General features: G+C 34.8%; 6 protein-coding genes and 1 pseudogene. 2 read left to right on the top strand and 5 right to left on the bottom strand.

The features are described from left to right. Positions 1-157: 157 nt before the first annotated feature. Both F6K22_RS24020 and F6K22_RS24015 read left to right on the top strand, forming a co-directional pair. The gene (locus tag F6K22_RS24020; protein ID WP_293103708.1) at positions 158-604 is read left to right on the top strand and encodes a type II toxin-antitoxin system VapC family toxin; all 447 of its coding nucleotides are present in this window, start codon (positions 158-160) and stop codon (positions 602-604) included. A 10-nt stretch (positions 605-614) separates the two neighbouring features. Then, positions 615-1187 carry a CPBP family glutamic-type intramembrane protease gene (locus F6K22_RS24015; RefSeq protein WP_293103705.1) on the top strand — a complete coding sequence of 191 codons (573 nt, stop codon included), beginning with the start codon at positions 615-617 and terminating at the stop codon, positions 1185-1187. 193 nt (positions 1188-1380) lie between these two features. On the opposite strand, the gene clpB is transcribed toward F6K22_RS24015, so the two are convergent. The 5 genes and pseudogenes from clpB to F6K22_RS23990 all read right to left on the bottom strand — a co-directional run bounded on the left by clpB (position 1381) and on the right by F6K22_RS23990 (position 7259). Further along, complete coding sequence (clpB, locus tag F6K22_RS24010; protein ID WP_293103702.1) at positions 1381-3993, bottom strand: ATP-dependent chaperone ClpB; 2613 nt, start codon at positions 3991-3993, stop codon at positions 1381-1383. 175 nt (positions 3994-4168) lie between these two features. Next, the gene (locus F6K22_RS24005; RefSeq protein ID WP_293103699.1) at positions 4169-4660 is read right to left on the bottom strand and encodes an ATP-binding protein; all 492 of its coding nucleotides are present in this window, start codon (positions 4658-4660) and stop codon (positions 4169-4171) included. Between the two features lie 78 nt (positions 4661-4738). Then, entirely contained in the window at positions 4739-4885 is a 147-nt protein-coding gene (locus F6K22_RS24000; RefSeq protein WP_293103696.1) for a hypothetical protein, read from the bottom strand. A 7-nt stretch (positions 4886-4892) separates the two neighbouring features. Beyond that, positions 4893-5165: pseudogene (locus tag F6K22_RS23995) on the bottom strand (Clp protease N-terminal domain-containing protein); the annotation flags it as partial. Positions 5166-5555: 390 nt separating this feature from the next. Continuing rightward, a complete protein-coding gene (locus F6K22_RS23990; protein ID WP_293103693.1) occupies positions 5556-7259 on the bottom strand; it encodes a sensor histidine kinase in 1704 nt (567 codons plus the stop codon). Between the last annotated feature and the right edge of the window lie 471 nt (positions 7260-7730).

Genomic DNA, 7730 nt, shown 5'->3' with positions numbered 1-7730 from the left:
CAAATAAATGATAATTCAACCCCTAAACCTGGGCGTAAATGGCGTGATATTCAAGGAAAAGCAACTTATCCATTAGTAGGAGAAGATGCTCAAGAATGGGTTTCTCGAACTCGTCAAGAAGCCACATAAAACCGCGAAAAAATTATCCGCAATAATTATGAAAGTTAATAATGCTATTCAAGGAGTTAGGCAACTATTTTTAGATACTGCGCCAATTATTTACTATGTAGAAAATCACCCCAATTATTATCGACTAACTGAAGCTATTTTTGATGGAATAGATGAGGGTTTACTTTTGGGAGTAACTTCTCCAATTACTTTGTCTGAGTGTTTAGTACATCCTTACAAATTAGGTTTAATAGCACTTGCTCAGGATTTTATTGATTTAATTGTTTATGGAGAAAATATTAACTTTATACTCATTGATGAAGACATCGGCAAGTTGGCGGCACAAATGAGAGCAAGGTATAATTTATCATTAACTGATTCTTTACAAATTGCTGTTGCTATTCAATCAAAATGTGAGGCTTTTTTAACCAATGATTTACAGTTAAAACGAGTCAATGAGTTATCTATTTTAGTAATCAGTGAATTAACATTATGATTCTATTAATATGACAGCAGTTTTTCAACAAACTTTAGGGCAATTTCCTATGATTTCCACCTTAATTAACCGTCTAATATTTGCTTCTCGCCCCATGAATAGTCAAGATTGGTTAGTCGTAGGGGTTACATTGTTAGTTTATGGAGCGATCGCCTTACCATTAGGTTTTAATTCTAGATTTTTGCAAGTAAGTCGAGGTTTTCGGAATCTCAAAGAATTATTTCAGGGGTTGGTAGTGGCATTCTTTACTCCAGCTTTAATAGAAGAGCTGATATTTCGAGTTTTATTATTACCTCATCCCACCGAGAGAGTTTCAACTATTATATGGTGTTTGTGGGCAGCGTTAAGTTTATTTTTATTCATTATTTATCATCCAATTAATGCTCTAACTTTCCATCGCCAAGGAAACCCAACTTTTATGACACCAATTTTTTTGATATTGACAGGATTTTTAGGTTTAGGATGTACAGTAGCTTATAAATTAACTGGTTGTTTGTGGGTTCCAGTAATTATTCATTGGGCAGTAGTTGTGATTTGGCAATATTGGTTAGGTGGTAAGGAAATATTGTATGGGAATAACTAATATCAGATCAGATAGAATTGGGTAGGTTGGGTTGAAGAATGAAACCCAACATTCTGTACCATGACTTTAATTATTACATTAGAGCGGGTTTACTTAATCTTAGGGTAAGCATAAAAATTTCTACTAAAACCCGCCCCTACTATTGTATGTCAGTCTACTATGCGCTATCAAATCTTACTTTTGACTTTTGACTTCACTTCGCTTTCACCAAATCCACACCCAATCGCTTCAACGAAAGTCGCTCATTTTCCACATCCACAAAAATAGTGTCACCATCATTAAATTCACTACGCAAAATACTCTTTGCAATTTGGGTTTCTAACTCCCGCTGAATTGCCCGCTTCAACGGTCTCGCGCCATACACCGGATCGTACCCAACATCTGCCAAAAAGTTAACAGCAGCATCAGCAAGTTTCAGTGACATCTTACGTTCAGCTAACCGTTTCTCTAAACGCACAACTTGCAACTGCACAATTTCTCGTAATTGCTCTTTCTGCAACCCATGGAAAATAATACTTTCATCAATACGGTTGAGAAATTCTGGGCGGAAAGCACCACGCAAAGCATCCATAACCCGATGTTGCATTTGCTCATAGTCATCAGTGACATCCAAAATATACTGAGACCCAATATTGCTAGTCATAATAATCACGCTATTCTTAAAATCAACCGTGTGACCTTGAGCATCAGTAACGCGCCCATCATCCAATATTTGCAGCATAATATTAAACACATCCGGGTGCGCTTTTTCAATTTCATCAAATAAAATCACCGTATATGGGCGACGGCGAATAGCTTCAGTTAACTGACCGCCTTCATCATAACCCACATATCCAGGAGGTGCGCCAATTAAACGAGATACAGCGTGTTTCTCCATATACTCAGACATATCAATGCGCACTATCGCATCTTCGGTGTCAAAAAGATATGCTGCCAATGCCTTTCCTAATTCTGTTTTCCCCACACCAGTCGGACCCAGGAAAATAAAACTAGCAACTGGACGGTTGGGGTCTGCCAAACCGGCACGCGATCGCTGAATGGCATCAGCAACAGCAGTCACTGCTTCATTCTGACCAATAACTCGTTTATGCAACTCTTCTTCCAGATGTAACAGTTTTTCTTTTTCCGACTCTACTAATTTACTGATGGGAATACCAGTCCACTTAGAAATAATTTCAGCAATATCAGCTTCGGTTACCTCTTCCCGCAACAAAGTCTGACCGCTAGTTTGAGTTGCTTCCAGTTTTGCCTCTGCTTCCTCTACTTGTTTTTGCAAGTTAATCAGTTTACCGTATTTCAACTTGGCAGCACGGTTGAGGTCATAATTTCGTTCTGCTTGTTGAATCTCAATATTGATTTTATCCATCTCTTCTTTGAGAGTCTGAATTTTGCCAATGATACCTTTTTCTGATTCCCACTGAGCATTAAGTGCGCGTTGCCCTTCTTTCAAATTTGCTAAATCTTTTTCTAGTCTCTCTAACCTTTCTTTGGAAGCAGCATCACTTTCTTTTTGCAGTGATAATTTCTCCATTTCTAGTTGAAGAATTTTGCGGTCAATTTCATCAAGTTCCTCTGGTTTGGAGGTAATTTCCATTTTCAATTTAGCAGCAGCTTCATCTACTAAGTCGATCGCCTTATCTGGGAGGAAGCGATCGCTAATATACCGAGTAGATAATGTAGCAGCAGCAACTAAAGAACTATCGGAAATTTTCACACCATGATGTACTTCATAGCGTTCTTTGAGACCTCGTAAAATTGAGATGGTGTCTTCTACACTGGGTTGGTCTACATAAACTTGTTGGAAACGACGTTCTAAGGCAGCATCTTTTTCAATATATTTGCGGTACTCATCCAAAGTTGTCGCTCCAATACATCTTAGTTCCCCTCTAGCTAACATTGGTTTGAGCAAGTTACCTGCATCCATTGCACCTTGAGTTGCACCTGCTCCGACAACGGTGTGAATTTCATCTATAAATAAAATGATTTTTCCATCTGAGTCGGTAACTTCTTTGAGAACAGCTTTCAGACGTTCTTCAAATTCCCCTCTAAATTTCGCACCAGCAATTAATGCACCCATATCTAAGGCAATGAGTTGGCGTTCTTTCAAAGACTGAGGAACATCCCCAGCGATGATGCGTTGTGCTAAACCTTCGGCGATCGCCGTTTTCCCGACTCCAGGTTCACCCATTAATACTGGGTTATTTTTAGTACGACGACTGAGTATTTGAATGGTGCGTCGAATTTCGTCATCACGTCCAATAACGGGGTCAAGTTTTCCTTCACGAGCAAATTCTGTGAGGTCGCGACCGTATTTTTCCAGCGCTTCATATTTGCCTTCAGGGTTTTTATCTGTTACTTTGTTATTACCTCGAACTTGAGAAATAGTTTCTTTGAGCTTTGCTTCATCTAATTTAAACTCTTTATAGAGATTTTTACCAAAGCGATCGTCTTTCAGGTAGGCAAGTATAAGATGTTCGATGGAGATGTATTCGTCTGTGTATTCTTGGCGATATTTTTCGGCATTGTCTAATAAAGTATCGAGACTGCGACCTAAGTAAATATTATTGGGTGTATTTTTGACTTTTGCTTGACGGTTAATAAAAGTGTCTGTATATTCTTGTACTTTAGAATTTGAAACCCCTGCTTTATTAAATAGACTGGTTGCCAGTCCATTTTGTTCTAACAAAGCTTTCATTAGATGTTCAGTTTCAATTTGTTGATTTTGAGAAGTTTTAGCAATGTCAGGAGTACGAGATATTGCTTCCCAAGCTTTTTCTGTAAATTGGTTAGGATTATTTGGCTGCATAATTTTTGGTTTTTTGATTTTTTGTCTATATGTTTTTCTTTAATTCTAACTTGTAGGTCTGAATAAATTTTAGTAGAAAAAACCGTTGTTTTTTATTGGGTATTTACCCTTTGGTATAACCTTGATGAATTTTTTTTAATTATCTATTAGAATTTTTACCCGAATTAAATACCGTTCAGATTATTACTCTTTCTGGAAAACAAACAGTAACTTTATAATTTTCTTCTGACGGACTTTCTATATCAACCTTTGCTCCCATTATTTTAGATAAACCTTGATAATCTCTCAACATTAAATAACGGTAATGCCATAATAGATTATAGTTCAATACATGGACTTGATTTTTATTTTTTATGCCAATACCACTAACTTCAAAAAATATGTAATTCTGAGAACTATTCAAATACTGGAAAAATTTATTTTGATAATTTTCTAGTTCCTGAGTGTTTACCTTTTTGACACTGAGTGTAACCATTCTATCTTCTGTCTTTTCAATGCTGCTAACTAATAAAGTTATGAGTATATCTTTTACTTTTGACATCTTTGCATACATAGTACCCAGATTTTCTCCTAAGATTAATTTGAAAGTATTCCCATTTTTATCTGTAATATTCTTGGCTGTACTAACCACATCTTGAATTAGCTGATTAACATCAAGATTTTCCAAATCAAGTGTAATTTGACCAGTTTCTATTTGGGCAATATATGAGCAATCGCTAACCGTTTTTAGGAGGTGTATAACAATTTACTTCATCCTTAAAACTATGTAATTATGTGCATTATTCAATGACTCGGCATTTTGATTTTGATAATTTTTTAGTTTCTGATTATTTACTCTTTCTACACTGACTGTAATCACACCATCTTCTGTAAATTTAGCTGCATTATCCACTATTTTTCTAAGTACCTCTTTCACTATTGTATAATAAGGTTAAGATACTGAGACTGTGACCTAAGTAAATATTATTGGGTGTATTTTTGACTTTCCGTTGACGCTTGATAAAGGTGTCTGTGTATTCTTGTAATTTGGAAGTTGAAACTCCTGCTTTGTTAAATAGAGTTGTTGCTAGTCCATTTTGTTCTAACAAAGCTTTCATTAGATGTTCAGTTTCAATTTGTTGATTTTGGTAAGTTTTAGCAATGTCAGGAGTACGGGATATTGCTTCCCAAGCTTTTTCTGTAAATTGGTTAGGATTATTTGGCTACATAATTTTTTGTCTTTTTGTATATATTTTTTTATTTAATTTTCACTCGTAGCTATGAATAAATTTTAGTAAAAAAAACTGAGTTTTTTCCTGACGGAATGCTCCGCAAACATGTCGCTTAGAGAAACAGTTAACAGTACCTCCTGGAATAGAGAAGTTTGAAATACTTATTTTTCTTTTTTTATCCCCTTTATATCATGTCCGTTGGTATAGCACCGTGTAAAAGCTGGAGAAATATTTACCATATTTAAAGTTTTTCCTTTTCTTAAAGCTTCTTTCCTAGATAACTAAAACCTTCATTTTTAACTCTCAATTCTCAACTCTCAATTATTAATTATTAATTATTAATTATTAATTCTATATAATTACCCTTTCAGGAAACCAAACAGTGAATTTTGAACCTTTTCCAGACTCACTTTTGACAGCAATTTCCGCCCCCATTCTCTCGCATAAACGTTGACATATTGCTAATCCTAAACCAGTGCCACCATACCTACGGGTAGTAGAAGCATCTGCTTGAGTAAAAGGTTTAAATATATGTTTTAACTGTTCTTCTGTCATCCCAATACCAGTATCAATTACCTGAAAAACTATGTAGTTTTGTTCATTATTTAATAATTCTGAATTTTGATTTTGATGATTTTTGGGTTTCCTATTTTTAACTTTTTCAACACTAAGTGTAATTACACCATCTTCTGTAAATTTAGCTGCATTACCCAGTAAATTTATCAGTACCTGTCTCACTTTTGGCATATCTGCATACATATTACCCAGATTTTTTCCTAAAATTAATTTAAATTTATTACGTTTTTTTTCCGTAAGATTTTTGGCTGTACCAACTACATCTTCAACTAGCTTTTTAACCTCAATACTTTCTAAATAAAGTGTAACTTGACCTGCTTCTATTTTAGAAATATCTAAGATATCACTAATCATTTCTAGGAGGTGTGTACCTGCTAGCTTAATTCTTTCTAGATCGGAGACAAAATCTTCATATCCTGCTTCCACAGCATCCTCATAAAGAAGATCGCTATAACCAATAATTGCATTTAGAGGTGTACGTAGTTCGTGACTCATAGTAGCTAGAAAAGCACTTTTAGAACGGTTTGCTGCTTCTGCTTTAAGTTTAGCTTCCTGGAGTTTGTCTGTGTATTCTGCTACTTTACCAATTAACTCATTCAGAGATACTGTTAATTCCCCTATTTCATCATCTGTGGTTACAGGAAGTTTTAGTTCAAAGTTAGCTTCTTTTGTAACTTGTTCGGCAACTTTGGTTATTAGTTTTAAGGGACTTGCGATCGACTTGCTCGTATAAATAGCCATCATTACTGCAGTTATTACCGACAGTAGTAGGCTACCTATTAATATTTTTATTCCTAATTCTTCTACTTTTTGATAATCTTTAAATCCTTGTTCTACTCTCTGATCGGCTACTATAGCTAATTGTTCTGAATCTTGTGATAATTTTTCTAGTTTTATAGCAATTTCACTATTAGTAATTTTACTCAGTGATGGAAGTGATGCAGTTTCTACTTTTGTTTGAGGTGGTATCTGTTTAATTTCTTGAATTAAACTTTCTAATTGCTCAATATAAACCTCTAGGGGATTAACATAAGTTTGGATAAATTCTTGAAGCTGAACATAATCTGTGTTTTGATTGACACTTTTATCCCCTATTTCTATAATTGATTCTAGTTGTTTAACAATTGTATTAACTTCATAAAAACTTGATAATTTTAGGGATATTTTTTTTTCTAAAATTTCCCGGTTATTGATTAAACTAGGCAACTCTTTTTGCAGGATACTAACTTTTAAGACTTTTTTTGTAAGATTTGTCAGTAAGTCTACTTGTTCTTGAGCTTGTTCTATCTTTTCTCTAATTTGATGTTTATAATTTAACTCTAATATCCGCCCTGTCAAAACTCCTAAAGTCGCAATACTGATTGCCAGAGCATAGCCAAATCCTATTTTTTTTCTGATTCCTATGCTACTCAGCAAATGTTTTGATCCGGTTTTTTGCCGGAGCATAGACTGTTTTCTTGATATGGAAGTTAATGACATCTGCTCTGGTATTCCTTAGCCCTAATCATATAGGTATATTTTATTCTAATCTAATATTCACGCGCGGCCTTATTCGTAGAAATTATTTGATTACTTCCAGAGGTTAATACTAATAGACCATAATTTTTTTCTTTACCATGAGATGCACTTTTTTGCAATAAATTTACTACTCTAGTTTTCAGGAGTAAGTATCAATCCCTCAACCCTGGATAATTGTAGAAAAAAATCACTTTCTAATTAAATTTTTTTTGTTGTCATACCACCCAGAGATATTTTAACTATCTAGAATATATGAATATATAATGAGAAGCTGTTAACTTCATTTAACTATGAAGCTAATAGCTAAGGACTGAGGGCTGAATTCTGAATTTGATTGATGATTTATTTATCTCAACCTTGGTTGAAGACCCCCGCTATCCATCACCCCTAACTACCCTTCCCTACCTATCCCTTATAAGGACTGAAAACCTT

Source organism: Okeania sp. SIO2F4, from assembly GCF_010672385.1.
Classification (GTDB): domain Bacteria; phylum Cyanobacteriota; class Cyanobacteriia; order Cyanobacteriales; family Microcoleaceae; genus Trichodesmium.
This window is presented reverse-complemented; position numbering and strand designations above follow the sequence as displayed.

Bases quoted from the DNA above. Each gene is read 5' to 3' on its own strand.
- clpB (WP_293103702.1), bottom strand. From the start codon at position 3,993: ATGCAGCCAAATAATCCTAACCAATTTACAGAAAAAGCTTGGGAAGCA.
- F6K22_RS24020 (WP_293103708.1), top strand. From the start codon at position 158: ATGAAAGTTAATAATGCTATTCAAGGAGTTAGGCAACTATTTTTAGAT.
- F6K22_RS24015 (WP_293103705.1), top strand. From the start codon at position 615: ATGACAGCAGTTTTTCAACAAACTTTAGGGCAATTTCCTATGATTTCC.
- F6K22_RS23990 (WP_293103693.1), bottom strand. From the start codon at position 7,259: ATGTCATTAACTTCCATATCAAGAAAACAGTCTATGCTCCGGCAAAAA.